The sequence below is a fragment of the Stenotrophomonas sp. TWI1149 genome (assembly GCF_039673155.1).
In the GTDB taxonomy this organism is placed as follows: domain Bacteria; phylum Pseudomonadota; class Gammaproteobacteria; order Xanthomonadales; family Xanthomonadaceae; genus Stenotrophomonas; species Stenotrophomonas maltophilia_AA.
Genome location: NZ_JBDJLB010000010.1, coordinates 154,746 through 181,291 on the forward strand (window position 1 = coordinate 154,746; position 26,546 = coordinate 181,291).

The 26,546-nt window shown below is 63.0% G+C and carries 44 protein-coding genes and 1 tRNA gene; 16 read left to right on the forward strand and 29 right to left on the reverse strand.

Annotated elements, in window-relative coordinates; all coding sequences use genetic code 11:
- Nucleotide 1: 1 nt before the first annotated feature.
- The 8 genes from ABE424_RS12970 to ABE424_RS13005 form a co-directional block, all read right to left on the reverse strand.
- Nucleotides 2-2,086, reverse strand: coding sequence for a terminase gpA endonuclease subunit (locus tag ABE424_RS12970; RefSeq protein WP_346491532.1), 2,085 nt, complete (start codon nucleotides 2,084-2,086; stop codon nucleotides 2-4).
- Complete coding sequence (locus ABE424_RS12975) at nucleotides 2,064-2,564, reverse strand: DUF1441 family protein (RefSeq protein ID WP_256775430.1); 501 nt, start codon at nucleotides 2,562-2,564, stop codon at nucleotides 2,064-2,066. The genes ABE424_RS12970 and ABE424_RS12975 overlap by 23 nt, the downstream gene beginning before the upstream one ends.
- 168 nt (nucleotides 2,565-2,732) lie before the next feature.
- Complete coding sequence (locus ABE424_RS12980) at nucleotides 2,733-3,056, reverse strand: hypothetical protein (RefSeq protein ID WP_346491531.1); 324 nt, start codon at nucleotides 3,054-3,056, stop codon at nucleotides 2,733-2,735.
- Nucleotides 3,057-3,088: 32 nt separating this feature from the next.
- Nucleotides 3,089-3,370, reverse strand: coding sequence for a hypothetical protein (locus tag ABE424_RS12985; RefSeq protein ID WP_346491530.1), 282 nt, complete (start codon nucleotides 3,368-3,370; stop codon nucleotides 3,089-3,091).
- A gap of 1 nt (nucleotide 3,371) precedes the next feature.
- Complete coding sequence (locus ABE424_RS12990) at nucleotides 3,372-3,854, reverse strand: hypothetical protein (protein ID WP_346491529.1); 483 nt, start codon at nucleotides 3,852-3,854, stop codon at nucleotides 3,372-3,374.
- A complete protein-coding gene (locus ABE424_RS12995; RefSeq protein WP_346491528.1) occupies nucleotides 3,851-4,285 on the reverse strand; it encodes a hypothetical protein in 435 nt (144 codons plus the stop codon). The genes ABE424_RS12990 and ABE424_RS12995 overlap by 4 nt, the downstream gene beginning before the upstream one ends.
- Before the next feature lie 17 nt (nucleotides 4,286-4,302).
- A complete protein-coding gene (locus ABE424_RS13000; protein ID WP_346491527.1) occupies nucleotides 4,303-4,815 on the reverse strand; it encodes a glycoside hydrolase family 104 protein in 513 nt (170 codons plus the stop codon).
- 97 nt (nucleotides 4,816-4,912) lie between these two features.
- Nucleotides 4,913-5,662, reverse strand: a complete 750-nt coding sequence (locus ABE424_RS13005; RefSeq protein WP_346491526.1) for a DNA adenine methylase — start codon at nucleotides 5,660-5,662, stop codon at nucleotides 4,913-4,915.
- Nucleotides 5,663-5,869: 207 nt separating this feature from the next.
- On the opposite strand from ABE424_RS13005, the gene ABE424_RS13010 reads away from it, so the two are divergent.
- Together ABE424_RS13010 and ABE424_RS13015 are read left to right on the forward strand one after the other, a co-directional pair.
- Nucleotides 5,870-6,100 (forward strand): DUF4160 domain-containing protein, encoded by a 231-nt coding sequence (locus ABE424_RS13010; protein WP_346491525.1) that lies wholly within the window; start codon nucleotides 5,870-5,872, stop codon nucleotides 6,098-6,100.
- Nucleotides 6,097-6,570 (forward strand): hypothetical protein, encoded by a 474-nt coding sequence (locus tag ABE424_RS13015; protein WP_346491524.1) that lies wholly within the window; start codon nucleotides 6,097-6,099, stop codon nucleotides 6,568-6,570. The genes ABE424_RS13010 and ABE424_RS13015 overlap by 4 nt, the downstream gene beginning before the upstream one ends.
- Nucleotides 6,571-6,782: 212 nt before the next feature.
- Here ABE424_RS13015 and ABE424_RS13020 read toward each other — a convergent pair whose 3' ends face one another.
- From ABE424_RS13020 to ABE424_RS13075, 12 genes are all read right to left on the reverse strand, one after another.
- Entirely contained in the window at nucleotides 6,783-7,448 is a 666-nt protein-coding gene (locus tag ABE424_RS13020) for a HEPN domain-containing protein (RefSeq protein ID WP_346491523.1), read from the reverse strand.
- A 209-nt stretch (nucleotides 7,449-7,657) separates the two neighbouring features.
- Nucleotides 7,658-8,410, reverse strand: a complete 753-nt coding sequence (locus ABE424_RS13025; RefSeq protein WP_346491522.1) for a hypothetical protein — start codon at nucleotides 8,408-8,410, stop codon at nucleotides 7,658-7,660.
- On the reverse strand, nucleotides 8,407-8,559 hold the full coding sequence (locus ABE424_RS13030; RefSeq protein ID WP_346491521.1) for a hypothetical protein: 153 nt from the start codon (nucleotides 8,557-8,559) through the stop codon (nucleotides 8,407-8,409). The genes ABE424_RS13025 and ABE424_RS13030 overlap by 4 nt, the downstream gene beginning before the upstream one ends.
- Before the next feature lie 73 nt (nucleotides 8,560-8,632).
- The gene (locus tag ABE424_RS13035) at nucleotides 8,633-8,905 is read right to left on the reverse strand and encodes a hypothetical protein (protein ID WP_346491520.1); all 273 of its coding nucleotides are present in this window, start codon (nucleotides 8,903-8,905) and stop codon (nucleotides 8,633-8,635) included.
- On the reverse strand, nucleotides 8,902-9,690 hold the full coding sequence (locus ABE424_RS13040) for a phage antirepressor KilAC domain-containing protein (protein WP_346491519.1): 789 nt from the start codon (nucleotides 9,688-9,690) through the stop codon (nucleotides 8,902-8,904). The genes ABE424_RS13035 and ABE424_RS13040 overlap by 4 nt, the downstream gene beginning before the upstream one ends.
- Entirely contained in the window at nucleotides 9,687-10,187 is a 501-nt protein-coding gene (locus tag ABE424_RS13045) for a hypothetical protein (protein WP_346491518.1), read from the reverse strand. Before ABE424_RS13045 ends, ABE424_RS13040 begins: the two co-directional genes overlap by 4 nt.
- On the reverse strand, nucleotides 10,184-10,708 hold the full coding sequence (locus ABE424_RS13050; RefSeq protein WP_346491517.1) for a hypothetical protein: 525 nt from the start codon (nucleotides 10,706-10,708) through the stop codon (nucleotides 10,184-10,186). The genes ABE424_RS13045 and ABE424_RS13050 overlap by 4 nt, the downstream gene beginning before the upstream one ends.
- Nucleotides 10,705-11,346, reverse strand: a complete 642-nt coding sequence (locus ABE424_RS13055; protein ID WP_346491516.1) for a hypothetical protein — start codon at nucleotides 11,344-11,346, stop codon at nucleotides 10,705-10,707. Before ABE424_RS13055 ends, ABE424_RS13050 begins: the two co-directional genes overlap by 4 nt.
- Nucleotides 11,297-12,160 (reverse strand): helix-turn-helix domain-containing protein, encoded by an 864-nt coding sequence (locus tag ABE424_RS13060; protein ID WP_346491515.1) that lies wholly within the window; start codon nucleotides 12,158-12,160, stop codon nucleotides 11,297-11,299. Before ABE424_RS13060 ends, ABE424_RS13055 begins: the two co-directional genes overlap by 50 nt.
- A complete protein-coding gene (locus ABE424_RS13065) occupies nucleotides 12,157-12,471 on the reverse strand; it encodes a hypothetical protein (protein ID WP_346491514.1) in 315 nt (104 codons plus the stop codon). Before ABE424_RS13065 ends, ABE424_RS13060 begins: the two co-directional genes overlap by 4 nt.
- The gene (locus tag ABE424_RS13070) at nucleotides 12,468-12,797 is read right to left on the reverse strand and encodes a hypothetical protein (RefSeq protein ID WP_346491513.1); all 330 of its coding nucleotides are present in this window, start codon (nucleotides 12,795-12,797) and stop codon (nucleotides 12,468-12,470) included. The genes ABE424_RS13065 and ABE424_RS13070 overlap by 4 nt, the downstream gene beginning before the upstream one ends.
- Nucleotides 12,794-13,399 (reverse strand): hypothetical protein, encoded by a 606-nt coding sequence (locus tag ABE424_RS13075; RefSeq protein ID WP_346491512.1) that lies wholly within the window; start codon nucleotides 13,397-13,399, stop codon nucleotides 12,794-12,796. Before ABE424_RS13075 ends, ABE424_RS13070 begins: the two co-directional genes overlap by 4 nt.
- 230 nt (nucleotides 13,400-13,629) lie before the next feature.
- Here ABE424_RS13075 and ABE424_RS13080 point away from each other — a divergent pair, with 230 nt between their 5' ends.
- Nucleotides 13,630-13,923: a hypothetical protein gene (locus ABE424_RS13080; protein ID WP_346491511.1), complete on the forward strand. Its 294-nt coding sequence runs from the start codon at nucleotides 13,630-13,632 to the stop codon at nucleotides 13,921-13,923.
- A gap of 10 nt (nucleotides 13,924-13,933) precedes the next feature.
- Here ABE424_RS13080 and ABE424_RS13085 read toward each other — a convergent pair whose 3' ends face one another.
- A complete protein-coding gene (locus tag ABE424_RS13085) occupies nucleotides 13,934-14,170 on the reverse strand; it encodes a Cro/CI family transcriptional regulator (protein ID WP_346501927.1) in 237 nt (78 codons plus the stop codon).
- A 74-nt stretch (nucleotides 14,171-14,244) separates the two neighbouring features.
- Between ABE424_RS13085 and ABE424_RS13090 the strand changes: the two genes are divergently transcribed.
- On the forward strand, nucleotides 14,245-14,952 hold the full coding sequence (locus ABE424_RS13090) for a helix-turn-helix transcriptional regulator (RefSeq protein ID WP_346491509.1): 708 nt from the start codon (nucleotides 14,245-14,247) through the stop codon (nucleotides 14,950-14,952).
- A 60-nt stretch (nucleotides 14,953-15,012) separates the two neighbouring features.
- Here the strand turns inward: ABE424_RS13090 and ABE424_RS13095 are convergent, their stop codons facing one another.
- On the reverse strand, nucleotides 15,013-15,366 hold the full coding sequence (locus ABE424_RS13095) for a hypothetical protein (protein ID WP_346491508.1): 354 nt from the start codon (nucleotides 15,364-15,366) through the stop codon (nucleotides 15,013-15,015).
- 203 nt (nucleotides 15,367-15,569) lie between these two features.
- Between ABE424_RS13095 and ABE424_RS13100 the strand changes: the two genes are divergently transcribed.
- From ABE424_RS13100 to ABE424_RS13125, 6 genes are read left to right on the forward strand one after another with little or no spacing between them, the layout of a single operon-like run.
- The gene (locus ABE424_RS13100; RefSeq protein WP_346491507.1) at nucleotides 15,570-16,046 is read left to right on the forward strand and encodes a hypothetical protein; all 477 of its coding nucleotides are present in this window, start codon (nucleotides 15,570-15,572) and stop codon (nucleotides 16,044-16,046) included.
- Nucleotides 16,043-16,381, forward strand: a complete 339-nt coding sequence (locus tag ABE424_RS13105) for a winged helix-turn-helix domain-containing protein (protein WP_346491506.1) — start codon at nucleotides 16,043-16,045, stop codon at nucleotides 16,379-16,381. Before ABE424_RS13100 ends, ABE424_RS13105 begins: the two co-directional genes overlap by 4 nt.
- 2 nt (nucleotides 16,382-16,383) lie before the next feature.
- Nucleotides 16,384-16,614: a hypothetical protein gene (locus ABE424_RS13110; RefSeq protein WP_346491505.1), complete on the forward strand. Its 231-nt coding sequence runs from the start codon at nucleotides 16,384-16,386 to the stop codon at nucleotides 16,612-16,614.
- Nucleotides 16,611-16,784, forward strand: coding sequence for a hypothetical protein (locus ABE424_RS13115; RefSeq protein ID WP_346491504.1), 174 nt, complete (start codon nucleotides 16,611-16,613; stop codon nucleotides 16,782-16,784). The genes ABE424_RS13110 and ABE424_RS13115 overlap by 4 nt, the downstream gene beginning before the upstream one ends.
- Nucleotides 16,781-17,032: a hypothetical protein gene (locus ABE424_RS13120; protein ID WP_346491503.1), complete on the forward strand. Its 252-nt coding sequence runs from the start codon at nucleotides 16,781-16,783 to the stop codon at nucleotides 17,030-17,032. Before ABE424_RS13115 ends, ABE424_RS13120 begins: the two co-directional genes overlap by 4 nt.
- 3 nt (nucleotides 17,033-17,035) lie before the next feature.
- On the forward strand, nucleotides 17,036-17,938 hold the full coding sequence (locus tag ABE424_RS13125) for a recombination-associated protein RdgC (RefSeq protein WP_346491502.1): 903 nt from the start codon (nucleotides 17,036-17,038) through the stop codon (nucleotides 17,936-17,938).
- A 58-nt stretch (nucleotides 17,939-17,996) separates the two neighbouring features.
- On the opposite strand, the gene ABE424_RS13130 is transcribed toward ABE424_RS13125, so the two are convergent.
- Nucleotides 17,997-18,359: a hypothetical protein gene (locus tag ABE424_RS13130; protein WP_346491501.1), complete on the reverse strand. Its 363-nt coding sequence runs from the start codon at nucleotides 18,357-18,359 to the stop codon at nucleotides 17,997-17,999.
- 60 nt (nucleotides 18,360-18,419) lie between these two features.
- On the opposite strand from ABE424_RS13130, the gene ABE424_RS13135 reads away from it, so the two are divergent.
- The 4 genes from ABE424_RS13135 to ABE424_RS13150 all read left to right on the forward strand — a co-directional run bounded on the left by ABE424_RS13135 (nucleotide 18,420) and on the right by ABE424_RS13150 (nucleotide 20,920).
- Nucleotides 18,420-18,788: a hypothetical protein gene (locus tag ABE424_RS13135; protein ID WP_346491500.1), complete on the forward strand. Its 369-nt coding sequence runs from the start codon at nucleotides 18,420-18,422 to the stop codon at nucleotides 18,786-18,788.
- Nucleotides 18,785-19,105 carry a hypothetical protein gene (locus ABE424_RS13140; protein WP_346491499.1) on the forward strand — a complete coding sequence of 107 codons (321 nt, stop codon included), beginning with the start codon at nucleotides 18,785-18,787 and terminating at the stop codon, nucleotides 19,103-19,105. The genes ABE424_RS13135 and ABE424_RS13140 overlap by 4 nt, the downstream gene beginning before the upstream one ends.
- On the forward strand, nucleotides 19,095-20,096 hold the full coding sequence (locus ABE424_RS13145) for a hypothetical protein (RefSeq protein ID WP_346491498.1): 1,002 nt from the start codon (nucleotides 19,095-19,097) through the stop codon (nucleotides 20,094-20,096). Before ABE424_RS13140 ends, ABE424_RS13145 begins: the two co-directional genes overlap by 11 nt.
- 221 nt (nucleotides 20,097-20,317) lie before the next feature.
- Complete coding sequence (locus ABE424_RS13150; protein WP_346491497.1) at nucleotides 20,318-20,920, forward strand: hypothetical protein; 603 nt, start codon at nucleotides 20,318-20,320, stop codon at nucleotides 20,918-20,920.
- Between the two features lie 289 nt (nucleotides 20,921-21,209).
- Here ABE424_RS13150 and ABE424_RS13155 read toward each other — a convergent pair whose 3' ends face one another.
- Nucleotides 21,210-21,518 carry a hypothetical protein gene (locus ABE424_RS13155; protein WP_346491496.1) on the reverse strand — a complete coding sequence of 103 codons (309 nt, stop codon included), beginning with the start codon at nucleotides 21,516-21,518 and terminating at the stop codon, nucleotides 21,210-21,212.
- A gap of 265 nt (nucleotides 21,519-21,783) precedes the next feature.
- On the opposite strand from ABE424_RS13155, the gene ABE424_RS13160 reads away from it, so the two are divergent.
- Nucleotides 21,784-22,059: a hypothetical protein gene (locus ABE424_RS13160; RefSeq protein ID WP_346491495.1), complete on the forward strand. Its 276-nt coding sequence runs from the start codon at nucleotides 21,784-21,786 to the stop codon at nucleotides 22,057-22,059.
- On the forward strand, nucleotides 22,059-23,252 hold the full coding sequence (locus ABE424_RS13165; RefSeq protein WP_346491494.1) for an integrase: 1,194 nt from the start codon (nucleotides 22,059-22,061) through the stop codon (nucleotides 23,250-23,252). The genes ABE424_RS13160 and ABE424_RS13165 overlap by 1 nt, the downstream gene beginning before the upstream one ends.
- Before the next feature lie 15 nt (nucleotides 23,253-23,267).
- Here ABE424_RS13165 and ABE424_RS13170 read toward each other — a convergent pair whose 3' ends face one another.
- From ABE424_RS13170 to queC, 5 genes are all read right to left on the reverse strand, one after another.
- Nucleotides 23,268-24,002: a hypothetical protein gene (locus ABE424_RS13170; RefSeq protein ID WP_346491493.1), complete on the reverse strand. Its 735-nt coding sequence runs from the start codon at nucleotides 24,000-24,002 to the stop codon at nucleotides 23,268-23,270.
- Nucleotides 23,995-24,408, reverse strand: a complete 414-nt coding sequence (locus tag ABE424_RS13175) for a hypothetical protein (protein WP_346491492.1) — start codon at nucleotides 24,406-24,408, stop codon at nucleotides 23,995-23,997. Before ABE424_RS13175 ends, ABE424_RS13170 begins: the two co-directional genes overlap by 8 nt.
- On the reverse strand, nucleotides 24,405-25,463 hold the full coding sequence (locus ABE424_RS13180; protein WP_346491491.1) for a hypothetical protein: 1,059 nt from the start codon (nucleotides 25,461-25,463) through the stop codon (nucleotides 24,405-24,407). The genes ABE424_RS13175 and ABE424_RS13180 overlap by 4 nt, the downstream gene beginning before the upstream one ends.
- A 207-nt stretch (nucleotides 25,464-25,670) precedes the next feature.
- Nucleotides 25,671-25,746: transfer RNA gene (locus ABE424_RS13185), tRNA-Lys, on the reverse strand.
- A gap of 72 nt (nucleotides 25,747-25,818) precedes the next feature.
- Nucleotides 25,819-26,484, reverse strand: a complete 666-nt coding sequence (gene queC, locus ABE424_RS13190) for a 7-cyano-7-deazaguanine synthase QueC (protein WP_346491490.1) — start codon at nucleotides 26,482-26,484, stop codon at nucleotides 25,819-25,821.
- Nucleotides 26,485-26,546: the final 62 nt, after the last annotated feature.

Below are 26,546 nucleotides of genomic sequence, written 5' to 3' on the forward strand. Positions count from 1 at the left end.
ATCAGCGTCCCAAGTACTTACTGCGGATGACGCGACGCGGGCGCGCGCGCGGCGCAAAGGCCGCGCCGGCATCGCCGACGACCACATCAGGGTTGTTGTCCCAATCCGCCGCCCATAGCGGCGGCGCGTCCCACCGGATGGCCGGGACCTTGAGCCAAAGGGCCAGACCTTCGGCGTAGCCGGTGAGGTCGAATGCTTCGTTGCGGCGTCCAGCGAGGTTCTTCCAGCCGTTTGGCGTTCGCGTCTCGGCGGTCAGTTCCGCGAAGAATGCTTCGGGCAGCCAATCGGGGAAGTGGTAGTAGCCCGGACCGGGTTCTGCCCGCTTGATGTTGGCGTCAACGGTGTCTTTCAGCCGATCGACGTTGAGCAACAGCTGTGGAACGTCACCGGCAGACCCGGATTTGCGGTCCTTGCGTTTGCGGCTATCGGGGTAGGTTTCGCGGAACAGTGCGCCGCTGCGGTTGGCGTCGCCCTTCACCAACCGGACCCGTGCATGCAGCTGCCGCGCCTTCAACGAACGCCAGAATTCCAGCGCGCGAATCGACGTCCCTGATTTGCCGCCCCAGTCGATGCCGACCGCACGCACCGGCATCGTGCGGCCCGTTTCATCGTTCAGCGGGTATCGGCGGCCGATCACCTTCTCTACTAGCCGCTCCCAGTCCTCCAGGTACTTGGGCGGGTCCAGTGGCAAGAAGCCACCCGATCCGTCCTCACGCTTGGACGTACGCAGCGTGAAGGAGTCAACCACCCAGCGCTCAAGGTCTCCGTTCTCGCCTACGCCGTAGCCCAAGACGAGCACCACGAACCGGTTTGCCTGCACGTCGACCGTCGCGATCAGGAAGCGAACACCGGCCGGTACGGTGTTGGCCGGCCAACCCTCCGCGCGATCGCTCATCTCGTTGGGATCGCTGGAAGAGCGCGCCGCCATCGGGACGTAGTTGATTGCACCATCGACGTTGTGCGTGGTCTTGAGCGGGCGCTCCTCGCCTGTCGTCGCGAACGTGCGCAACGCCTGCAGGTAGCGCTCTATCAGCGATTCCCACGACTGGTAGGCAGCCGCCACACCTCCAAGCCAGTAGCTCGCGATGCGTGTATCCAGCGCCTCTCCTACCACTGTGCCGTCTGGGTAGACGATCTGGCCTTCGGCTGCCCACACGCCGGCCTGGTTCATATCGTCTTTCCAGCGATGTTCCAGACCAACACCGCACCGCGGGCAGTGCAGCAGCGAGTACCGGCGCGCCATCTGCTGGATGTCGTCGACCTGTACCCGCTCGAGCAGCTCTTCCATCGGCGGCAGCGCGAAGCCCTCGTACCCCGGCGTGGCGATGAATCGCTCACCGCATTCCGGGCACGGCCAGTACCATCGGCGCCGGTCGCCGCGTGCGTACAAGGCGGCGATACCGGCCGCGGGCGGGCCCTGGTGAGCGTGCGCCGGCTTCCAAGCCCCGTCGGTGTAATCCGTAGCCGGGCTGGACTCAGCGACCACCATGCCGGCCGACATAAACGTCTGCGTTCGTTTCAGCGCCAGGCCGAAGCACTCGTCAATGCCCAGGTCACCGGTGTAGTTGTCCACGTCCGTCATCAGGACGTCGTGGATGTCCTTGCCCGACAGCACCGATATCGAGGGCCACCCCATTCGCAGCGACATGCCCGACCGAAAGAACTTCAGCAGAATGTTGTCGTCGTGGGCGCGAGGACTGAGCCGCTTCCGCAGTTCAGGACTGGCGGCGATGCCGCGGGCGATGCGCGTCTTGCTGTAGTCCTCGGCCGCGTCCTTGGACATCTGCACGACCATGGTGTCGGCCGGGTTGCAGGTGATCAGGTACGCCAGCCGTGCGTCGATCAGCGATATCGTCTTCCCGGATCGAGCCGGGCCCACGAACACCACCGCCTCGTACTGACGGCTGCCGGTCATGTTCAACGGCTCGACCATGTACGGCGACACGGTCGGGTCCCACGCACCTGCGGCGCCGCTTGCGTTGGCGACGTGCAGGGCCTTAGCGCCTTCGCTCACATTGATGCGCCTGGGTGGCCGGATCATCTCCGCTACGCCCAGCCGTACCTCACGCGCTGTCGCGTACGTCATCAGTGATTGCCTCGAACATCGACTGACGGACGCGATCGCATTCGTCCTGCACCTTTACCACCTGCTCAGGCCTGAGCCCGGCTTTGCGCTCCAGCACGTCCGGCAGCGTGTCGAAGAACTGCACGACCTTCTTCACCAGCGCGGCGTAATCAGCCTCGACCTCCGCCGCCGGCACCAGCTGGCCTGTCGTCGTCTCGACCTTCAGGCGCTCGTTCTCCGATTGGTAGAAGGCGCGGCGCTCCATCGGCGGCAGATCGCGCGGGTCGACCACGCCGTCAGCGCCGACAGCCCCGGCCTGCACCTGCACCAGTGCCGGCGCCGCATCAGCCAGACGGTACACATCGTTGCCATTCCGCTTCGCTGCGGGCGGCACGCCGGCTTCGCGCAACCGCTTGGCTGCGGTGCGCCGATCCATGCCGAACTCGTCCGCCAGGCGGGCGACTGACCAGCCTTGGGTGAAGTCTCGAATGTCGGCCATGTCCTACCCGATGCGCAGCTCGTCTGTCGCTAAAAGCCCTCTTTTCCCCTGAAAAGCGGCGGAAATCACTGGCCTGTGGTGGAGCACCCTAGAGGCCGAAAAACGCTCAATTACCGGGGTCCGAATTCCCCCCGGTTGACCGGGGAGCGCCCAGGGGCCCCCGCCCGTTCAGGTTTCTGTGGATATCTTGTGGATATCGTCATTTCGGTGCCAACGCCCCGGATGGGCGCCTGGTTCCGCCGATGCTGCGCGCTTGCCGCGTGCCCAGAGCACGTCGGTGCCATCGAGGAAGACCTGCAGGTTCACCGTGCCGTCCGCATGCACACCCACCACGAGGGCCGGCTGCACCATGCCATCACGGGCGGTAGTACCCACGTGCGCCTGTGCGCCGACGGGCCAGCGCGCCTCGAGCACCTGGTCCTGCACGTCGGCAGGCGCGACACGCCGAGCATTGACGTAGACCGCGTCGTCCTGGCTCAGCGTGTAGAGCACCAGCTCACCGGCCCGGGGCGTGGCATCGCACCTCATTCCCTGCCGTCCGGAACCGGCTTGCCCTGTGTGCCGTCGATGCCATCGAGCTGGGCCTCGTATTGCAGCAGGCAGCGCTTTCGGCCGTTGCTGACCTCGAACACGGCGGAGGGCTTACCCTCTCGCTCCCAGCTGCAGCGCTTCCGCAGCGCGGGGTCGATGGGCACATAGGTGGCCACAGGCACGTTGATTACGGCGGGCGCTGGTGGGTTCTGTTTGTGGGCGGCTGACTGGCAACCTGCCAGCAGAGACGCCGCAGCGATAGCGAAGAGGCGCATGTCAGTATCCCTTCAGAGCCGGGCAGGCCGAGTCGAGCAGCTCGAGCGCGGCTTTGCAGCTGTCAGGCCGCTGCTGGTATCGCTCGCGCCAGGTGGTGGCATCCTTCTCGGCCGCCTCGATCTTGACGGCCAACCCGTTCAGGGCAGCGGCGCTTTCGGCCTTCATGGCTTCCAGCTTCTGCGCTTCGGCCCGGAGCGTCACCGCCACCTCGGCGAGACGCGTATCGCGTTCCTCGACATCGGACTGCAGGCGCGCGGTATCGGCTTTCCAGTCCGCGCGTACCTTCACCACCTGCGCGCTCAGGTCCTGAATCCGCTGTTCCTTCTCATACGCGGAGAGCCCGGCCACCATGAACCCGAAGGCCAGCACCGCGCACACCACCTTGATCTTGCTACCAGGCTTGCGCAGCCAGACCACCGCCTCGGTGAGCGCGTCAACGATCAGGCCCCACAGCGCTGTCGACAATCGAATCAGGCCGCTCATGGCTTTTCACCTCCGATGGTGCCCGTGGCCTTCTCCACCAGGCGCACGTAGCCAGGCAACAGCCGGCGAATCATGACCCCGGAAAGACCTGCAAGCGGAAGCTGCGGCGCCCCGGCGAGGGACGTAAAAATGGATGCTGCGACTGCGATGACCCATGCGGCCACGATGGCGTAGGCGACCACTGCCACGCCCAGCGCCAGCCAGCGCGCCACGGTCTGCAGCAAGCGGTGCCCCCGGCGCCGGCCAGCATCTGCGGCCACCCGCTCGGCGTCTTTCTCCGGCAGCAGCAACACACCAATGAGGGCGCCGGCCATCGCGACCAGCAGTACCGATTGGGGCACGCCCAGGATGATGCGCTCAGCTTCACGCAATGCATCAGCCGTGGCAGGTGCCACAACTGCCGCGGTGAAGGTCCCTACAGCGATTTTCATGGTGCTCACGGGCTCGGTCACGACACCAGTGTCCCGCCGGCCTTGCGGTATGCCGCCAGCAGGCTGTCGAGCTTGTGCTCAAACTGGCCATACCCGGCGCCGGGCAGGCTGGCCCAGATGTTGCGGACGGCGGCAATCGCCTGGGGGATTCGCCCAGTTTGGATCAGGGGCAGCGCGCGGCGCTCACGAATCAACTGGATTGCCCAACGGTCCTGCGAAATAGGCCCGAAATCCGGGAGCTGCAGCTGCGCCCGGTAGTGCGCATAGTCCTTCAGCATGAACTGGTAGCGCCCGGACGCATTCGACGTCAGGCCCTTGCCGTTGATCACCTTCGACTTGCGGTCGCGCGAGAACGGGTGCACGGAGTAGTCGGTGAAAATTTCCGGCTTCCGATCCGAACCGGTCACGATCACATCGTAGCCATCGTCCTTCGTCGCCGGGCTGGTGCTGGTCCCCTCGGACCAGGCCAGCATGTCCAGGAATGCGACGACGTTTGCGCCGCCTGCGTGTTGGGAGGTGATGCGTGCCATGGTGATCCCGGGATAGGTGCCCGCCTCGCGGCCGGCTGGGCGCGATGGTTGATCCGGTCTGGAGGCGGGCAAAAGGTATACCGGGCACGTAGCCCGGTCAGGTGGTGTAGATCAGTTCGGTCCGTGCCGCACCGGCGCCGCCGCCAACCGTGTAGCGGATGGGCACGCTGATGCACTGAAAGCGATCGAACAGCGCGCGCATCGCCGGGTGGTCGTTGATGGTGAGGATCGCCCTGCCCTTCAGGCCCGCCATCACCTCGGCCAGCTGCTGGTACTGCTCTATGGGGAAGTCGTTTCCGTAACCCATGGTGTCCCAGTACGGCGGGTCCAAAAGGAACACGGTCTCGGCCCGGTCGTATTTCTCGATGCACCGCTGCCATGGCAGCTGCTCGACCACCACACCCTGCAACCGCAGGTGGGCGTCACTCAGGTCTTGCTCCAGCCGAAGCAGGTTTATCCGCTTTGTGGATGTCGGCCCTACCCCCAGCGTCTGCCCCTGCACCCTACCCCCGAAGCTCAGCTTCTGCAGGTAGTAGAACCGCGCGGCGCGCTGGATGTCGGTCAGTGTCTCCACGTTCTGCAGCTGTGCCCACCGGAACATCTCCCGGCTGGTCAGCGACCATCGGAAGTGCCGCACGAACTCGTCAAGGTGGTTGGCCACTACGCGGTACAGCCGCACCAGCTCGCCGTGGGTGTCGTTGAGCACCTCCACCTTGGCCGGCTCGCGCTGGAACAGGATGGCTGCGCTGCCCGCGAAGGCCTCGACATAGCAGGTATGGGGTCGGGCGTGGATCAGCGGCAATATGTGCGCCGCAAGCCTGGTCTTCCCACCAGGCCATGGAAACATGGTTCTCGTCTTCAATTCTCAGCCTATGAAACTGCGTTCGGCCAGACTTGCCGCGCTCTCCGGAGAGCAGCAGGGCCTGGCCAATGGCACGCGGTTCATACGCGCGTCTGCGGTGGCGGCCCGATGCCTGCCAGCATCGGGTCGCCCCCTGTCTTTCTATCAGGTGCAATGGTTGCACCGGTGCAATGGTTGCACTATACTGTGCCCATGCCGACGATCAGCCGCCTACCGAACTGCACCATCACGATGTACGCCGCTGATCACCAGCCGCCGCACTTCCACGTAAGGATGCGCGATGGCCGTGAAGCCCTGATCGTGATCGATACCCTTTCCGTGCTGTCCGGTTCGATCAAGCCCCGCGAGCTGGCCGAAGCCCTCGCATGGGCTGGGGCGAACATTCCAACCCTCAACGCCAAGTGGCAGGAGTTGAACCCATGAACCAGCCGCAATTTGTGATCCGAAACGTCGCGGCCCTGGCACCGGGTCGCCTCGGCCTGCAGTTCGGTGACGGCTTCGATGCCGTTGTCGACCTCAGCGAGGTGATCACCAAGCATCCCTCGCTTGCGAGGCTTGCCGACCCAGTTGTCTTCCGCGCCGTCGCTCCTGATGAATGGAATCGAGGCGTCATCTTCGCCGATGACGACGATCTGACCTTGGCCAGCGACAACCTGCGGGCCATGGCAATCGAGCAGACCGGCGAGTACTCGCATCAGCAGGTAGTTGCATGGATGCACCACCACGGTCTGTCCTTGGACACCGCCGCCGACGCGCTTGGAATCAGCCGCCGCATGCTGGCGTACTACCGCAGCGGCGAGCGGCCCATTCCGAAGACTGTCGGCTTGGCGATGCTGGGCTGGGAGGCTCAGGAGAGCGGGCACCACCTGGACGCGTACGACAAGGTCGCGTAACCGGCGGCGCGTGCGCTGGAAAATCGAAGGCCGCAGGCCGGTGGACCTCCCGAGTCCAGCCGACCTGCGGCCTTCATGCTGCGCGGGACCCGCAGGACCGCCCACGATATGAATTAGGACACGATGCTGGTTCCCGCGGCAACTGCGGTTCCGCATGCGGATGATTTCTTCCGCATGCGGATCAGGTGCGGATGATTCCCACCACCTCACGTTTAGTAGAGCTTCTTACCAGTTGCTTTAAACACATGTTGGTTGACCGCACCGCCAGTCTTGGCTGCGGCATGTTTCACGAAAGCCAAGAAATTCTGCACTTGGACTTTGGAGACAGATGTCTTGGCCTTGCCTCGATGAGCAATCTCGCCGCGAAGCTCCACGAACTCGTCGAGCTTGGCTCTTGCTTTTTCCACCGTCAGCTTTTTCGACCAAATCCACTTTGAAGAAACGTTCGAAAGACCAATCGCCGATTCAAATAGCTCGTCGATGTTGCGCCACTTCGGAGTATTGAGTTTCCTATCTCTAGCTTCCTTGAGTCCGGCCATGTGATCACGGAGATATTGCCGCCATTTGTCGTCAGAAATAGACCAAATAGCAAGTTCATTTGCGTCCGATTTCAGCCTCTTAGCAATGATCTTCTTGATCTCTTTTGGAAGTGAATCTGCGTCTTTGGAATTTGTAACAATGAACTCTAACCCTTCCGCAGCAATATCTTCGCAGTAGGCTTCCCAAAAAGAAGTCAATAGAACGATTGCTGACTTATTGAGAACTTCTAAGCCATGGCGCCGCCCTGGGCCCGCTCCGCCTACTGTCGCGTGCAGAGCAAGTAAATTCTCAACGTCTTTCAAATTATTGTCGAACGCAACTCGTGCTTGGCTTGGCATCGCGTCAAATCTCCTTGAGAAGTAAATGATAGCTGCACCGCAGTAACTAGCTACCTAGCTTGTCCGTGTCAAAATTCAACGCCCATCATCATGGTGGATCGTAGTGCTCGACCATCTGGAAAACAAGTGGACTTGAGAAGCACTCTCAGCGACGCCCTTTGACAGCGTTCAATTCAAGATCGGAAATGCGCTCATTGTTGCTCCGGCTCCTATCGGTTGGAGAATAGCCGGATCGTAAACTCGTCACGCCCCTTCTCCAAAGCCTCCAGCAAGGTGCTGAAGGCCAGGCGGTGGACGCGCAGGTAGTCACCCTTGCGCATCCGAGCGGCCTTGGCGGCCACCCCGGCAGACACCTTCCGTTCCGGCCACACGAGGTCTCGCACTGCGTCGTGGATCACAAGACGCACGCGCCAGCGGTCAGCGGGCTCGTCGTGCTTGAGCGTCACCATCGGATCGTGGCGCAGCGCGCGAGCAACCCGCCGGTAGACCGGCCACGACAGCCTCGCCAGAGCTGCGCCGTCTGCGCGGGTGGCCACCGCCACAATGGTGTCCTTCGCCACCCTGTCCCGCATCAGCCCAACAGCAGCGGCAATGTCGGCGCTGCTCAACGTGGGAAGCGTGCTGCGCCCCCCGGTGGGGACGCGATATCCACCCGACACCAGCATGCGCGCCAGCAGCTCCAGCGCATCGCGGCCATCCACACTGCCGCGAGCGGTCGCAACCCCGGGCGCTGCCGGCCGCGCGGTCGATGGCAGTGCCGGAACCAATGGGGGCAACCGTACCCATGCGGACAGCGCGCGCTGTGGGGCGTGGTCACCATCGAACCAGCCGGTGTTGGCCGGGCATGCTGTACAGCCGATCCAGATGCGCGTGCGGGCACGGTTGGCCTGCAGCTTGGCGATGCCACCGCAGTTGGCACAGCCAGGGACATCGGCGGTGCCGGTGACGAAGACCGCGCTCACGCAGCCACCGGCTCGGGTACCAGCAGCGAAGAGCCGTCGCGCCACACCTTCCAGGTCGAGCCGTCGACCACGCACAGGATTGGGCCGGCCTCGTCGACTAGGTATAGATGATGGGATGCCTCGTCCAGGCTGGCGAAGGTTGGAATCATCGGGAGTTCTCCAAGTTGCTGTTGTTATTTGGTACCGGTGCCGGGGCCGTAGCTGCTGTGCAGTGCGTCGCCGTCATTCGCCCCTTGCCTTGTAGCGCGCAGCCAGCTTTTCGAACTTGCCGATTTCCTGAATCTCGCGCGCGCGCACCGACGGATCGCTGGTGTCGTGGTAGCGCTGACGTGCTTCTTCCGCCATGGCGAGGGCCCATTCCTGCTTGGTCCGCTTCTTCGCCGCGCCGCGCGCACCGCCGGTAGCAGGTTGCCGGCGACGAGTCGTGCCACAGCGTCGCGCCACTTCGGCCAGCAGGTCGTCGGTTGAGACGCCGGAAAGATCGATCCGACTCAACGCACCACCTCCACCGAGCGCGCGCCGCTGCTGGCCATGGCCTGGAGGTGATCACGGTTTCCCCATGCGAGATGGTCCCGGCTCAACAGGTCGGCCAGCCGTGCCAGGCCTTTTGCGGTCACCAGCACCTGGTCGCTGATCCGCTCGGTTCCATCCTCGAGCCGGATCACCGTCGCCTTGTGCTTGAGCACGCCAGACTGGATGCGCGGCTGGTATGCCAGCCAGCTGCGCCCACCTGCCCGGCGATAGACCCACGCGTGCTGTTGCATCCAGTCGAACAGGCGCCGGGGTGGCACCTGCAGCAGCTTGGCGGCCTCGGTGACGTTGAAGGTCCCTTCCGCGTCCGCCAGCCGCTCCAGCGCATGCACCTTGGGCTGCTGAATCAGCACTTCCGCCTCGAGCGCCTCAACGCGCCCCGCATAGTCCAGCAGAAGGCCGCGCAACGTCGCGGGGTCGGCGAGTGCTGCCAGCGGGGTCACCGGCGGCGCCATCACCAGTTGGTCGTACGCCCGGATGACCTGCAGGTGGAAGGCCGGGCTGATCCACATCGCGTACGCGTACACCAGCTCGCGGGCAACGAAGGTCCCGCCGCCGCGCCCCTCCAAGGTAACTACCGGAATCACGGTAGATCGAAGTTCCGCCACCAGCTCACCGGCCGACTGCGTCGCCAGCCAGTAGCTGGGACCGTGCTTCTTCAGACCGCCTGCCGCCTGGTGCAGATCGTTGAGGGAAAATCGCCCGTCGGCGTCGCGGCGTACCGCGGTCTTTGCGACATTCAGATTCATGCGAAGTGCTCCACTTTCCAGCCGCAGCTGTCCTTCTGAACTGCCAAGAATCGGAACGGGTACATCGCCGCAGCGACCTTCACCTTGACCCGAGCGTCTTCCTCCCAGTAGCCCTTTACCTCGTGGGCCTCCAGCTCGCCGGCGGCGGTCATTACGAAGAAGTCGATGGTCAGGTGCGTGTTGCGCGCCAATTTCAGCTTCACCGACTCGAACCGATACCACTGAATCTCACCAGCGTGCAGGCGGCGATCCAGTTCTTGGCCGTAGGCCGCCTCCGTTTTGTTCATTTCGCCTGCTACGTGGCGTGGCCGGCCGCGCGCGACCTTGCCGCCGGCAGCGCCTGTATCACCCGCGGCACCGGCCACAGGCCGGTAGGCGCGCGCTGCCGTAGTCGCATCCGCGCCGGCGGCACTTCCCGCCTTGCCCAGAAGCTTGCGCATGCCCTCGGGCATGTCGGCGGTGCTGGAGTAGCGCAGCGCGCGCGATCCCTTCTTCATGCGCGCGGCTCCACTACCTGCAGCACCCGCTTCATGCGCTCCCGGAGCGCGTCCCACTCTTGGCGCGCCTTCTCCATCGCCGCAGCGTGCTCGCGCTCTCGCTCGCTGATCCAAGTTTCCAGCTCGATCTGCATGAAAGCCAGGCGCTGGTCCAGGGATAGCGTCTTGAACGGTGACAGCGCGGCCTGATCGGTCGTGCCGCTGGTGGCGAGCTGCGCGGCCGGCGACCGGGGCACTACCACCACGAGCTCGCCGCGCGCTGCCCACACCGGTACACCACGGCCGTCCCGAGGGCTGTGCTTATTGTTCCGCCGTTCGACGTGGCCCAGACCATCCAGTTCGCGCAGGAGCCCGGCGACGGCCGCTGTGGATGCGATCAAGGCCTCGCGCGGATGACCGGCATCGAGCGCCACCATACCCATCTGCTCCAGCAGCTCCGGCGCCGTGCATTCGCCGGCAACAGCGAGGCAGTAGCGTGCCAAGGCGCGGTGGTACTGGCGGAGCGCGTCGGGCGTGATCATGCGTCGCTCCCTGCGGCGGCCATCTTGCCGGTGGCCGGCCTGCTGTCGGTATCGGACGCGGCAGGACGGTGGCGACCGAACATTGCGTCGATTGCGCTGGCGGCTTCGGCGACGGTCTCCGGCTTTGCCAGCTTTTCCTTCGGCGGCAGCGGGTCGGTCTTCTCGGCCGCCAGCCTCAACGCAGGAGGCGGCACGGTCAGCTGGCCAGCCATCACGCCCTGACGCACGAACTCGTAGGTTTCGCGCAGCAGGTGATCGCCCTGCTCGGCGCTGCTCGTCTCCAGGCGGTGGGTGTCGATGTACTGCCAGACCAGCACGGTGAATCCGCTACGCTCGCCGTTCAACCGCAGCTCGAGCTTTACCTGTGCCAGCGACGGGATGCCCAGGCAGCGCGCGCGGAACGTCGGCAGCGACGGCGGCCAGCCATCAGCACCGGCAACGCATGCCTCGATGCCGGCAACGATCTGCTCCTGGTTCAACCCGGCGAGGCCGCGAGCCCATGTGGTGCCGGCGCCCTTCGATGGGTCAACACCGAAGTCGCGTGTGAAGCGCCCGCCGTACACGTCGGCCAGCGCCACCCACAGGCCTTCAATCAGCTCCATCGAACAGGGGCCCTGATCCGCCGGCGGCGCGTGCATCGCTGCGCCTTGCGATCGAAGCTCGGACCTTTTCGCCGGGAGAGAGGTGGTGATCGACTGCATGGTTGGATGCCCCCTGGGTGGTGGGTGTAACGGGTAGCGCGAGCCCAGCCGCCATCGTCTGGCGCAGGGATTCGTTGAGGTCGTGGTGCTCGCTGGCCAGCTGCTTGAACCGCGGCAGCAGCTCCAGCCATGCCGATATCGACACCGGCTTGCGAATGGCGCGGCGGTGCCGAATGAACCTGGCCAGCACCTCACGGTCGAGGCCGGCGGGAATCGGCTGGTAGCCGACGAGCGTCTGCTCGACCTCGGCGTGTGTCAGCCGCCCGGCTTCGTCGTCGCTGCGCTCGTGCGCAGATGACGGTTCCTTACGGTTCCCTTTAGTTTCTGACGGTTCCGTGTCCCGTTTTTGGGACTGTTTCGCGGAAAAACGGTACTGTTTGGCGGGAAAAACGGTACTGTTCCCCGCCGTTTTCGGAACTGTTCCGTTTTCGGAACTGTCCCGGTTTTGGAACTGTCCCGTTTGCGGTACTGCTTGAATCAAATCCGGCCCTCGAAGGCGATACACGATGACCTGCTTCGTGTCGCCCATGCGCTTGCCGGTGTCCTCGATCAATCCGCATTCGCGCAGACGGGCAAGGTTGGTCAGCACTGTCTTGCGGTCCTGCCCGGTCGCGTCTGCGAGGTAGCCGGCCGATGGGTATGCCTGCCAGGTGTCACCGCTGGCACAGTTGGCCAACACCACCAGCACAAACTTCGTGGATGACTGCTTGATGGGCTGCTTGAGCGCCCAGGTGATGGCCTCAACGCTCATGCAGGCGGCCCATTCGACATTTCCCCCAGGTCCAGCCCATACGTTTCGGCGAGCGCGCTGCGCCAGCGAAAGGCCGTAGCACGGCTCACCCGGAAGCGGCTGATGATCTGTTCAACGGACGGGAACTGATCCAGCTCCACCGCCCACCGGGTGAAGATCATCACGATCCTCGTCTGCGTATACCCGACCAGCGCGTGCTGTGGGCGGTGCGCGCGCGGCGGCGCCGCGGCGACACCGACCACGTCGCTCTCACTGAACGACGCAGGGCGCGCATCGGTGAGGCGCGTCCCCAAAGAAGACATCAGGCTCACTGCTCAACGCCTCCCGCCACGTCCCCTGCCCTCGCAGGGCCAACGGCCGGCGAATCGAACTGCAGCGGGCGATCGCCCAGCCTGGGCGCAGCTTCCTGCTGCTCGGCCACCAGCATTCGATACCAGCGGTAGCCGGTCGCCTTGGACACCGGAAAGCGCTTGCGCAGGGCTTCGACACTGATGGGGCCGGTGTGCGACCTCGCCCAGATCACGACATCGGCATAGGGCAGCGCCTGAAGCACGTTGCGAGCTTCGCTCAATGCGATTCCGTCTCGCTCCAGCGCGCGCATGACCTGAAGCGTCTGCTCTATCGCGTGTGCGCTCATCGTGTGCTCCCGGAGACAACCCGCATCGGCTGCATCTGCTGCAGGTGGCCGTCGACGTAGCAGGCCATGGTCTGCACCTCGGCCAGAAGATCGGCCAGTTCACGCCTCGCCTTGCGCAGCTCGGGGATGTCCTGCGGGCACACCCTCCCGTCCTCGAGGACGTTGGAAAGCGCTTGGAGCGTGTGGCCAAACTCCACCGACATGCGGGCAACGCCAAGCACGCCGGCTTGCGTGTCCATCTGAGGTGCGCGCGCGCCCAAGAAGCCATACCGCTGGGCAAGCTCGCGCGCGCAGTCGTCGCTCCAGGGCTGCGGCAGCGCCTGAATCCATGCTTCCTCCAGGTCGACAGGCAGTTTCACCGTGCCGGCGCGGAACCGCGCGATCAGCTGCGCGTTCGCCTTCTGGGCCTTCTCGATGGAGTCGGCGCACGTGCCCGCGTGGAACGCGATAACGCGCTCATTCGGGGCAACGGTGGCCATGTACTGATCTGCCACCGCCTGGGCGAAGCTGGCGTCGGTGTGATGGCTGTTTCGGATGCTCTCGGTGGTGTATCGGAACACCACGGACGACCGCGGTTCTTGGAACTGAGGTTCCGGCTTCATTTACGCACCTCGGGAGGCGATGCAAGGTGTCGGCCATGGATAGGACGACAGGTGACTGGGATGTCAGAGGAACTCAAGGCAGTGATGCGACACCGCGCGCTGGCCGTGTGGCCGGCTCGGGCTGGCCGCCTCGTAATGCCTCTCGGCGAAGGCGGCCGCGAAAAGAGGGGGTGCTCCCCGGTGGTAATCTGGGATTGCGAAGTCACGGATTCACCAACCGGAGAGCACCAATGAGTCAAGAAGTACAGGCCTTAGCAATGGCGTGGTTTGAAGAGAGCGACTACGAGGCATTTCGATTAGTCCTCCGCGATCGCCACTGGCACAACACGTTTGAGGACTGGGAAGCGGACGCCGAGCAGGGCGTCGAACGCTTCAAAAACCAGGGAATTCGGGCCATCAAAGCAAAGGTGACCTCGGTCGAGCTCGTCGCCTGGTGCCATGCTTCCGGCAGAAATGTCGATACACAGGCACTCCTGGCTTACGCCAACGAGGCTGCCTATCGGCAATTGCTGGACGAGCAGTGAAAGGCGCATATCAGCAGGTCTCGACCGGGACAATCCGGTCGGCGTCGGGGTCTAAGTCGGCCGCGCGCTTGGCGAAGTAGTCGGGTTTGAGGACGAAGCGCAGTTTCAGCGCCCATTCGTCGACGATCGGCCCGTCCGGCCATTGATAAACCGCGGACGGGGTGATCCCCAGTGCACGGGCGAGGGCTGCACCGTTACCGCCGTAGGCGGCAATGGCGTCGGCTTTGCTGATACGGGGCATGTTCATGGCCCCAGTATAAGCGCGCTAACTCTTGCTGTGCAAGCACGCTTCTACGTCGACCACATAAGCTCGCTAACACTATGCCTACCACCCTCGCCTCCCGCCTGAAGCACGCGCGCATCGCGTCTGGCTTCGAAGAGCCTGCCGAAGCCGCGCGCCGGGCAGGCATCACTCCCTCTGCGCTGTACCAGCTCGAGGACGGGCGCACGAAGTCTCTCAGCGGCGAAACCGCCGTCAAGTTGGCGCGTGTGTATCGACCTTTTCGCATCGAGTGGCTGATCGACGGTACTGCACCTGAGCGCGATGGCGGTTCATCAGTCGCCACTGGATCGTCCAGTGAGACACCCACCGGGTACGTTCGCCTCAGAGTTATGGAAGGCGAAGCGTCAGGAGGGTATGGGGCGGTGAATCAGGACTTTCCTGAAGTAGTGCGTGAGATTGATGTTGCCGAGTGGCAATTGCGGCAGCAGATCGGCTTCGTGCCGGAAGGCGATCGCGTGCGCCTGGTCACTGTGCGCGGCGACTCGATGTATCCGGACATCAAGAACGGTGACCTGCTGTTCGTGGACACCGCGCGCCCTTACTTCGACGGCGACGGCCTCTACCTGATCAATTTGCACGGCCAGACCTACGTCAAGCGCCTGCAGGTGCTGCGTGATGGGCTACACGTAATCAGCACGAATAAGCGGTATTTGAGCGAGGTTGTGCCACCGAACGAGGCCGATCAGTTACACATCGGCGGGCGTGTCCTGGGCCTGGCGCTGATGCGCAGCGCAGAAGAGGTCTAGCTCTTCCTACCCGTTCGTCCATAGGACGGGAAAAGCTCGCCGGCGCAATGCCGGCGATGCCTATGCCGGCAAGTCGGCCGCGCAGTACCGGCACTTCACCGCTTCAGCGCGCACCTGCTCCGCACAGAACGGACACTTCTTGTATCCCACGACGGCATCACCGTCGGCCAGCTTCTGCGCGCGGCTCTTCATCGCCAGCGCCGCGACCAGCATTGCGGCAAGGGAAGCGAATCCTGCCAGGGCCATGGCCACGCCGTTCCCCCCCGACGCCAGCGAGACCAGGATGGCTGCAACGAATCCGATAATCGGGCAACCGATCAGGAAGAGCACCCAAGGCAGCTTGCGCACTGCGGCAATGACGGTGACCAACACCGTTCCCGCCAAGAACAACATAAAGCCGATTGCCGGTTCCATCTCTCGCTGCTTCCTATCCCTGTGCCGGTGTCTGGCCTTGGAAATCCTCATGGCTTGACCGCCACGGTCATTCAGCCTGTCCGTTAAGGATAGAAGCGCGCTGTATAAGCGTGCTTGCATTATGAATGTAAGCGTGCTTTCATTTGCCTCGCCAAGAGCGTAGCGGCCTCCAACGAAGGCCGGCGTATCCAGGAGGGCAAATCATGTTCTTCCCGAAGTTCCTCGGCCTCGCAGCAGTGCTGCTCTTGGCCTCCGCCCCGAACCTTGGACAGGAAGCGCCGGCGCCGGTCGGGGCTGCCTCTCATCGCCCCACCAACCTGGTCGTCACCAGCCCGCGAATCTGCGCCGCTCTCTCGGTGTACGAACTCGCCCAGGAAAACGACTGGGGCCTGCGCGCCACGGTTGCCCAGGCCACCCTCAACGGCTTCACCTTGGAAGGGCGCGTCCCGGACTGCGCCGCCGGTGTCGGCGTCGCCCTCACGACAGACTTCGAACCCGCCCGGTGGCAGCTCGCCCTGGACGCGGTGGATGCAGTGTCCAGCGACTCCTACGCCGTTTCCCCCGACGCCTGTGCCCGGGCCAATACCGTCGTCCCCCTGTCGGCGGAAGCCACCTCCCCCGTGGCGGCCCGGGCGCAGTGCGTCATCTATGGCCTGGCCTTCGTCGAGGTGCGCCCGTGACCGAGGCCACCGTTTCCACCGACCCCGGGCTGACGGTGAAGCCGGATGGGCGCGCGCTGATCGTCGACGGAAAGCTGATCCCCCTCACAGCCGGCGAACTGGTGCTGGTGGGCGTGCTGGTGAACACGGCTGGCGTCGTGGTGACCCGCGAAGCCCTGCACACCGCCCTCTATGCCGGACGCAGCAGCGAACCCGCATCCAACGTGGTCGAGGTCCTGATTTCCCGCGCCCGCGACAAGCTGGCTGCGGCAGGCGTGGTGAGCACGATCAAGACTGTCCGGGGCATCGGTTACCGCTTCGTGCAGCACCTCGGAGGTGACGCGTGCACCAGGTAAGCATGAACGTTGAGGTCGACATCGACCTTGAGGAACTGGTCGAGAGCCTTGGTGCCAGCGGCAAGGAGCACCTGCTCAACCTGTTACGTGATTCAACAAGCGAGCGAAGCGCCTGCGGCCGCTCGCACGACCAGGTGATCGACGCAGCGCACGCTGCAGTGCGTGCCATGCCGAACCCGCCGCGGGAGTTCTCCGATCTTCTGTGGATCGTCCACAACAGGGCAACGCCATGAGCCGCCCCGTCCCCGACCCTACCCCCGACCAAGTGGCCGCGATGCAGCGCGCGAAGAAGCCGACCTATCACCCCTATCGGGTGTGGCATGCGCCGGCGGACGTCGCCCGCGCGCTGGTTGAGGAATCCGAGAAGGTCCTGCCGCGGCGCGAACGGCTGGTGCGTGGATGAGCAGCAACCTTCGCCTCCTGGGCCGCGGGCTCGACGCAGTGCTGCTGCCGGACACCGCCCCAATCACCGCCGACCAGCGCCTTGAACGCTACTACCTCGCCGTCTTGGCGCACCCAGGCGCGATGCGCGGCCTGCGCATCCAGCTGGGCGAGTGCTTCCAGTCTGCGTGGAAGCGCGGCGCAAAGCCCCGCCTGTCCCATCTGCATGTCGACCACCCGCTGATCTTCAGCGTCCTTCGAGAGCCCTGAGCCATGTTCTTCCGCAACTTGACGATGTTCAGCTATCCCCAGCTGCCGATGTTCGATTGGCAGGATGGCCTCAAGCACTCAGCGCTGAAGCCGGTTGGTCCGCTGGAAATGGTGTCGGCCGGCTTCATTTCCCCCTTCGGCCGCGAAGAGAAGGAACTGCTGTCGCACAGCATCGGCGATGCCATGTGGCTGGCAGTGGGTGCAGAAGAGAAGATTCTGCCCGGCGTGGTGGTCAACAACTTGCTGGCGCACAAGCTGGAGGAAATCGAAGAGAAGGAAGGCCGCAAGCCCGGTGGTCGTGAGCGCAAACGCCTCAAGGACGACCTGTTCCATGAGCTGCTCCCCCGCGCCTTTGTCCGCACCTCTCGCACCGACCTGATCCTCGATCACCAGCGCGGCATCGTTTTCGTCGACACCAGCAGCCGCAAGACGGGCGAGAACATGATCAGCCAGCTGCGCAGCGCGGTCGGCAGCTTCCCTGCCCTGCACGTGAACCCCGAGGTATCCCCCATGGCGATCCTCACCGGTTGGATTGCCGGTGGGGAGCTGCCGGACGGTCTGAGCCTGGGCGAAGAGTGCGAGCTGCGCGACGTGGCCGAGGGCGGCGCAATCGTGAAGTGCCAGCATCAGGAACTGCGTTGCGAAGAGGTCGATCTGCACCTGAAGTCGGGAAAACTGGTTACCCGGCTGGCGCTGGTGCTCAACGACCACCTTTCGTTCGTCCTCGGCGACGACCTGGTCGTGCGGAAGCTGCGCTTTATGGATGGCGCGCTGGACCAGCTGGAAGACACCGACGATGGCGGTCGCCGTGCAGAACTGGATGCGCGCTTTGCCTTGCAGTCGGGCGAGCTGGGGCAGCTGTATGACCTGCTGGCCGCCACCTTCAAATTCTCGAAGGTGGCCTGACATGGCATCCCCGAATTGCGCTTGCGTACGACCTGATCTGGGCGAGGTGCCAAACGGACTATGCAGTGTCTCCGGAGAGATTGATTCCCGGGACGAGGCCTTGGGACACCGCTTGGTACCGCTCCACAAACGGACTGCCTTGTCCCTTGTACTGCTCATAGCTACGCTTGAGAGATTCGGCAACTTTCTGCAGCGTTTCTTCGCTGGCTTCCGCAAGAAGAGCATCGGCGACGGCCGAAAGCGCTGTTTCGGCAGCGGTAAGCGTCGTGTTTGCGTTCACGAGGTACAGGAAATTTGCCTTACTGCGTTTCTCTATGTCGAGAACGTGGCCGTTCACCACCCCCAGGACCGATTTGAGGTCTCTGACCTCCTTCTCCAATTCAATAAGCCGCCTCTCATGGTTGGCTTGGGTGTCCGACATTCGCTTTGCTCCGGTTGTGTGGGCTTAGATTCTATTCCGGGTCCAACAGAATGGTTTGGCTTGAACGAGTTCGACGCCAACGAGCAGCCGCTCGGCACAAGCGAGGCCGGCTGGAAGCTGGCCGCGGCTTTCATTGCGGTAGTGCTGGACGACTGCGTGCATAGTTCCGGCGGCCTGGCCGCGCGGCGTGCAGAGCAGCTGGCCCTCCGCGCGGACAGCGCGCGGCTCAGCGCGCTTCAGCAGCACTGCTGGGCGCTTGAACCCGTGGCCCTGCCGGTGGCGGGCGGCGAAGACGCCGACATCGGCTGGAGCGTAACCAACTTCCACTGCGCGGCACCCGAGCGGCGCACCGTCTCCGAGGTAGTTGAGGACGACCCGCGTGCGGCGCTGGACGCGGCGCGGCGCGCGCTGCAGGCGGCATCGGCATGAATGAGCACCTCGTGCTCGACGCGGTGACTGAGCGGCCGCCACGGCGGATGAAGCAGCCCACCAAAGACACGATCCGCGGCTGGCTCAGAAGCGCGGAGGCCCGGGCAGCACAACTGCAGACCGAAGTGCGCGACCTACGCGCCGAGCACCTCCACCCGGATGAACGCACCCGGCTGGTTGCCGACCTGGTGCACGCCGCGGCCGCTCTCGGCCACCACAAGACGCTGCGCAGCAGCAGCGATCGAACGATCAACCACTGGCAGGCCCGCGTAGACGCGCTCGCGGCCGCCCTGAAAGGAGAACAGCATGGACGTTGAAAAGACCCCCGCACCTACCTGCACCTGCCCGTCGGGCGATGGCTCGCTGCGATCGGCCTGCCCGGCCCACGGGGCGTTGCCGGCGATCAAACTGCAACACGAGTCGCTCGGCTTCGTACTGATCCCGCTCTCCCCGGCCGCTGTCGCGCCGCACGTCGCCGAGTACATCATCGGCTTCGATTTCGACGAAGTGCGCGACGTGTACGGCGAGCGCTTCGCCGTGTTCTGGCGGGGCCTGGTCGGCATGTTCGCCGGGCAGGCCGCCACCGTTGCACTCCCCGTAACTGGCACGCAGCAAGTCGCCGGGCAGCAAGCGCCGTCACACCTGGCGACCAGTGAGGGCGGTCGCCGTTTCATCGCCGAATTCTTCGCCACTGAGCTGCGCCGGCACGATTTCGCCCACTACATCAGCACGCGCCTGGCTGCGGACTTCGCCTGCGCACTGGCCCAGCACCTCGCCGCAACTGGTCGGCGAAAGGATGTTGAGGTGCACGGGGATGCGCGGGTCCAGTTTGAAGCATGGCATTGCGAGAAGTTCAAGACCCGCTGGCAAACTGGCGCTCCGACACGCGACATGCACAACGGCGTGTATGCGGAGAAATATGGCCCAGCCGAACAGCAGGTTCGGTGGGAAGCATGGCAAGCCGCTCGGCAAGCCGCCCTCGCCGCCCGCCCGCCGGTGGCTCAGGTGCGTCAGAACGGCGGCCACACCAGCCCGGAGGTTTGGTTCTACCCCGAAACCATCTACGGAACAAAAATCCCGGACGGCGCGGACCTGTTCCTGGGACCGGCCGCACAGGGCATCGACCTGGGGCAGCAGCAGGACGCCGCCCGGTGGCGCTGGGTGCGCGAACAGAGCGGCGTCACCGTGTCGGTGGAAGAAGCAGATGACGATGGCGACTTGGCGTTCGTATCCGGGCACACGCCAGAAGAGCTGGACGCAGCGATCGACGGCCAGCGCGATGCAGCGCCGGGGGTGGGCAATGGCTGATCACAAACAATGCTGCCCGAAGTGCAAGGGCACTTCCGGATACTTCTTCAGCCTGACCACCGTGCATGGAATGGCCGCATGCGGATGGACGGCGGACGATGAACCTGAAGCCGGGGAAGGAGTCCGGGGAAGTGGCGGGTCCGGCGTCTCGCTTTTCGAGTGCATGGACTGCGGCCACAAGATGCGCGAGTCAACTGTGCGGGCTATCCGTGGGGTGACCAATGGCTGATATCGAACAGCAGGTCCGCTGCATCCGGCTGAACGTCAACGGCGAATGGGGCAGCTTCTTCCTACGCGAAGGTGTCAGTGGCGAGGGAGACCGCCAGAACCACTGGTGCGAGCTGACCTGCAACACCAGTTTTGGCACCGTGGGCCACTACTGGGGAAGCATGGGCCGTCCCGCCGCGCGCTTTCTGGCAAAGATTGACCGGGGATATGCCCTGAACAAGCTGTGGGGCGCTGATGCTCACGTCTTCGACGCCGAGGTAGCCATGGCCGAGGCGCGGGCAGTGATCCTGAGCAAGCGCCAGGCAGGCGACCTCAACAGCGAACAGGCTCGCGAGCGGTGGGATGACCTCGCCGCTCACCGTCCCGCTGACGAATTCGAGTTCCGCGAATTGGTCTCCAACACCGAATGGCTGTACGCCTATCTGTGTGACGGCCATGGTCCTATGGGCCGGGTCACGAACCCGCAATCCATCGGCTTCTGGGAAGAATTGTGGCCAGCCTTCATCTCCGAGCTGGCCGCCAGCGCCGAGCCCGTCACCCTGGCCAACGTCAAGCCGCCGCGTGACCTGCGCACCAGGCTGCGGGAGGACGTGTGATGCGTCAGCACGGCTACGATCCGAAAACGCTAGCTGGCGCAATCAAGCTTCGAGCGTGGGACATCGGCGTGCCACTCACAGCCTTGGCGCCTGTAGTTGGAATGCGTCCTGATTCGCTGCGGCAGCGACTATCGAAGGCCAGGGGGAAACGGGCCCTGCAGCCATGGCAGGTCTCGGCCCTCGCCAAGGCATTGAGCATGGACGAGCGGCAACTACACGCACTGGCAGCCGCGCATGAGGGCTGGAAGGTATGACCCTCGCTCTTGCCTACAGCAGAGCCCTGAGCGGCCTATCGACAGCGTATTTCTTCCAGTTCCGCCAGCACGTCGGCAAGCCCACTGTTGCTGGTCAGCGCGCGAGCGTGCCTGCACATTCCGCCATCGACAGCGCTCAGCCAATCATCCGCGCGGCTGCGCAGGGTGATGTTCGCGGCTTCCAGCACCACCAAGTGCCGGCCGTTGCGGATGTGATCCGCCAGCTTCGGGCCGAAGACCGACAACAGTGTGGCGCCTGGGTGCTGCAGCGCTCGCTCGCCGCCGTCTGCGGCATTGCCGCCGTGGTGCACGTGGTCCGCGAGCGCTTCGAAGAGGTCGGCCATGCTTCGGTCCTTCCCCGGAGCCGGCGACACGCGGCGCCGTTGGCGCGCAGTGGCGCGGTTCCCGGCTATGAGGTCGTGGATTTCCGCCTGCTCCCGAAGCCCAGCGGCATACCCCAGCGCGGAAGCGCGCAGCTCCGCGTGGGTGAATCTGGCGAACTGATTTTTCATCGCGGCGATCGTACGGATCGCCGTCTCAAGAGTTGATAGAGGTACCCGATGAATTGTGATCTTTGCGCCGTGCGGGCGGCGATTGAACCCGTGGCAGATGGCTGCGTTCTATCCCATGGCGCTGGGGGGTTGCATGGGCGCCGCTGAGAAACTATCGGAGATTTACACGTTCCGCGATCTGCAGAAGATGTGCCAACCCGGCAAGAACCCCCGCCGCGCCACCGTAGAAGCATGGGCGGATCGGGAAGGTATAGCCTATCGGTATGACGGCTGCGGCGGAATCTGGACCACACACCAGGCCCTCAACGTCGCCTTGGGCTTGAAGAAGCCTAGTGCCGTCGAAGCGCAGTATTCACCCGAGGACATCGCGTAATGCCACGCCCACGCAAGCACAACCCCACCATCCCTGCCCACATCGACCAACCCAGGATTCCGAAAGGGGTCTACTGGGATTCCTCCGGCAACGGACGGTGGTACGTGCTCGATTTTCCTCGCAAGGCTGTGACCGTGGCCAGTTCAAAGGCGCTCCTGTCCGACCTGCACGCGATTGTGGAAGCCCGCGCGGGCACGGCCGCGCGCGGAACCGTGGGCTACGTAATGGACCGGTTCCACGAGAGCACCAAGTTTGCTGAGCTGTCTGCCGGCACAAGAAAGGGCTACGAGCACCAGCGACAGGTAGTGCAAACATACAAAACCGGGCTTGGCCTGACACTCGACAAGCTGGCCGTCTCGAGGCTGTCGGTGCCAGCGATTCAGCGCATTGTTGAGGTGATCGCCAAGGGTCGGGGCGAAGTGCGCGGCATGCCATCGAAGGCGAACCACCTCCTGCGATACCTGAGCCGTGTGTTCGCTTGGGGCGTGCAGCACGGGGCGTGCCAGAACAACCCCGCCAGCGGGGCCGCGCAGGTCAAGGAACGCGGCCAGTTCAAAATGCCCACGCCCGAAACATTCAGCAAGGTGGCGCACTTCGCGGTCGCCCGGGGAGAACGCAAGGCGCACACCGAGGGGAGCGTCGCCCCCTACCTGGGCCACCTGATGATCATTGCCTACGCATGCCGCCTGCGCGGCATTGAAGCTGTGACCCTAACCGACGCCAACGCCACCGATGACGGTGTGCTGAGTAACCGCCGGAAGGGGAGCCGGGACAACGTGACGCGCTGGACACCGGAGCTGCGTGACGCATGGGACGCGTTGGTCAAACTTCGCAAGGACGCCGAGAAGCGGCACGACAGGCCCGCGCAGCTTCGACCGGAACTGCGCTACCTGGTGGTCAGTCAGCGTGGCACGCCATTGTCAAAGTCAGCGCTTGACACAGCCTGGCAGCGGCTAATGGCCCTAGCGATGAAGCCAGATGCAGACGGTGTTTCCCTGCTGCAGGAGAGCGAGCACTTCACCCTCCATGGCATCAAGCACCGCGGCATCACCGACAGTAAAGATAAAGCCTCGGGAGGTCACAAATCGGAGCGAATGAGGCAACGTTATGACCATGAAATTCCTTTGGTCGATTCTGCAGTTCTACCTGGCCGCATAGCGTCTACTAAATCGAACGACGCAAAGTCTCGCTGACCGAAATAACGTGGGTCACTCAACTACTTTGCCCTCATCGTTCGCCGCCAAACTCGATTTCGCAATGCTCTTCCTGGCAGCCTTCCGTGCCGTTCGGCCGACGCTAATTGCCTCTTTAGACAAAGTCCACGTACCTTCCTCCGGAACGTGATACAGCGGAAATGCAAGGTGAACAACACCGATTAGCTGCCCTGAACCGTTCCTATCATCGTCAGATCTAAACGACAGTGGCACCGGGCCGTCTTGGATATTAGCGCCAGGAATTTCATGACCTAATGCCGCCTTCCAACTCTCCATAATCACGCTTGCCCGATCATGCATGCAGTACAAGAGCAATCCACCAGCGGTTTGGCCAGGCTGCCCTGTAGCATACCGTGATGTTAACTGCTGATATCCGTGAAAAATCTTTTGCAGATCACCGGCTATCTTCGCTTCCCCGAGCCACTTAAAGCCTCGCCACTCGATAACCATGTCTACATTTCCATTGACAACCTTCGCACTGCAATTCAAGCCAAGATTATCAAGAGCGAGCTCTACTACGGTTGTGATGGCATCTTCACCCAAATCCTTCAGATAGTGCCTCTTCTCAGCAACCTTATTGATCTGATAGATCATCGCCCCCTCGACTAGATCAACCCACGCAGCATACTGGGGCACATCAAAATCCCACATTAGAATCTGAAAGCTGAGGGCGCTGGCCGGCGTTGCAGCTGCTCGCTGCCGCAATTGACTCACTGTTGGATCACCCATGATTGGGCGCTCCATGCACGGTGAAGTACGGCACTATTGCGTCTTCAAAGTCGTGAATCTCAATGCCTCTCCGGGGATCGACCAAGTAGCCATGCTCATATGCTGCCGCCACATCCTTGTCTTCAATCTTCTCCCCATCTGACTCATCATCATTTGGATCAAAGAAGAGAAAATGCATATCTAACATGCGACCCCGATCCCCTGTCGCCAGTATGCGAAGTGCTGCAACCAGCATTGGATCATCCGGCTCTATTCCAACCAGCTTGGACAGGCTGCTAAAAGTCCACATTTCATCCTGATCACCAAGATGAGCCTGTAGCTTTGCCACCAATCGACTGACAACGGCCCGCAATTCATCATCGGAAATATCCGCGACAAATTTCTGAGTGTCGTCAGCTTTTGTCATATCCAGTTCTTAATGTGCGGTTGAAGCTTAGACACTAGCAAAGCCAAGTCTCGAGTCGTGAGACAGTCACGCACGATGCAATGATCGATTACCGCAACTCCTTTATTAAGGTCTTTTGCAACCCCTGGAATTAGCGCTTCCGGGTCCGTGAAGATCCCGTCGGGATGCTTGACTGACCACTGCATAGCCACCTTGAAGAGCTCTAGCGATTTGCCTGAAGCTTTGACAGCAGCTGCGCCTGCGGCGTCATAGATCGCCTTTCTAAGGCATAGCGATGTGCGGCGCCTAGCTCGATGATGATTTACAGACTGCCCTCCGGCGGAAAACCCGTAATCCACCAACTTGCCATCCACCGCCTGATACAGACCCTCAATAGCGTGCCAGAAGTTCGCCTTCTGCACTGGCCTCGCCAACATCTGTCTTACAGTTGCAGTCAAAAACGCGGCACCATCTTTAGGGAAATTCTGCCTTGGACCCTCGGATGGAAAATCAACTGCCAGCACAATGTAATCGCCAACATTGGGCAGCCACACCGCATCATAGGCTTGAATGACAACATTCTTAAATCCGACAATTCGCTCAAATCCTGCTGCAGCTGCAGGCTTTAGATCGCTGGCCGGAACTGGCACTGATTTAACGTAACCTCTTGCAGCTGTATACAAAGCTCCAATACCGCTCTCCAACTCAACATATCCGGCAGATGTAGGTTCTTGATGGCGGAACGGCGTGATTTCCGCTTCAGTTCCAACGCCAGGAAATGCTTCGGTGAGCACGTTTTTGTGTCGACGTTTGCCACGTATCCAGGCTTCAACATTTTTTCTTTCACCTGGATGTAGCTTAATAATCTGAATATATTTCTCACCTGCGACGAGATGCTCAATTAGAGCCTTTTCTAGCGCCTCAACCTTAACGACATCAATCTTCTGCTTCAAGATTGCACTGACTGTCTTCTCGTAGCCCTGAGATGTGTCGTAGTCGGCTCGAGCAAAAATATGTTTGGCGACGGCGCGCCAAGGTGCGCGCTCAAGGCCGTCCAAGATGTTTTTCAGCCCCATAGATCCCCCTGTCTTTTTAGCACTTGAGGATACGGCCTATGCTCTTGACAAGCTGTAGGGATATCCCTACCCCCACATGATCGGCACTACCGATGGCCGAGTCAGGACCGTCGGCGTGGAACCATCACGATCGCATGCGTTTTCAGGAGTGTTTTCAGGAGGCAACAAGAAGGGCGCCTAGAGCGCCCTTTAAGTCTTTGATGCAATTGGTGGGCCGTGATGGATTCGAACCATCGACCAAAAGATTAAAAGTCTTCTGCTCTACCAACTGAGCTAACGGCCCATTGCATCCCCGACGTGACGCCGGGGGTGCGCATTCTAACGCATCTTGGCGCTCATGCGTACCCGTCCGGCATCACGCGTAGTGGGTCGGGTCCGGCACGCCGGCCTCCGTGAAACCCTGCGCACGCAGGCGGCAGGCGTCGCAGTGACCACAGGCGCGGCCCTGGTCGTCGGCGTTGTAGCAGGACACGGTCAAGCCGAAATCCACGCCCAGGCGGACGCCTTCACGCACGATGTCGGCCTTGCTCAGGAACTGCAGCGGGGCGTGGACCTGGATGCCGGCGCCTTCCACGCCCGCCTTGGTGGCCAGGTTGGCCAGCGCCTGGAACGCCTCGATGAATTCGGGGCGGCAATCCGGGTAACCGGAGTAATCCACCGCATTGACGCCGCAGAAGATGTCATTGGCGCCCAGCACTTCGGCCCAGCCCAGCGCGACGGACAGCATGATGGTGTTGCGTGCCGGCACGTAGGTGACCGGGATGCCCTCGCCGCCCGCTTCGGGGACGTCGATGTCGTCGGTCAGCGCGGAACCGCCGATGCTGCGCAGATCGATGGTGACGGTCTTGTGGGCGACCACGCCCAGCGCGCTGGCGACCGCGGCGGCGGCATCGAGCTCGGAGGTGTGGCGCTGGCCGTAGCGCACGCTGAGGGCGTGGACGGCGAAGCCCTGTTCGCGGGCCATGGCGACGACGGCGGCGGAGTCCATGCCGCCGGACAGGAGGACGACTGCTTTTTTCATGGGGTGTTTCCGGTGGTTTGCGGGGAACCAGCACGCTGTCCCGCGCCGGGTACATCAGGGTA